The organism is Aliiglaciecola aliphaticivorans, from assembly GCF_054782055.1.
In genome coordinates, this window is sequence record NZ_BAAGTF010000065.1 from 1 (window position 1) to 544 (window position 544).

General features: G+C 49.1%; 1 rRNA gene. It reads left to right on the forward strand.

The features are described 5' to 3' along the window. Window positions 1–72 precede the first annotated feature (72 nt). Window positions 73–544: ribosomal RNA gene (locus ACYVIL_RS20200) — 16S ribosomal RNA — on the forward strand; the annotation flags it as partial.

Below are 544 nucleotides of genomic sequence, written 5' to 3' on the forward strand. Positions count from 1 at the left end.
CAACAAGACAATCTGTGTGGGCACTCATTATAAGAGTGCTTACCAAAAAAAGTTCATATTTCGAAAGAAGTTTAATTGAAGAGTTTGATCATGGCTCAGATTGAACGCTGGCGGCAGGCCTAACACATGCAAGTCGAACGGTAGCAGAACTAGCTTGCTAGTTGCTGACGAGTGGCGGACGGGTGAGTAATACTTAGGAACATGCCTTTGTGTGGGGGATAACTATTGGAAACGATAGCTAATACCGCATAACGTCTACGGACCAAAGGGGGCTTTCGGGCTCTCGCGCAAAGAGTGGCCTAAGTGAGATTAGCTTGTTGGTGAGGTAAAGGCTCACCAAGGCGACGATCTCTAGCTGTTCTGAGAGGAAGATCAGCCACACTGGGACTGAGACACGGCCCAGACTCCTACGGGAGGCAGCAGTGGGGAATATTGCACAATGGGGGAAACCCTGATGCAGCCATGCCGCGTGTGTGAAGAAGGCCTTCGGGTTGTAAAGCACTTTCAGTTGTGAGGAAAGGTTAGTAGTTAATACCTGCTAGCT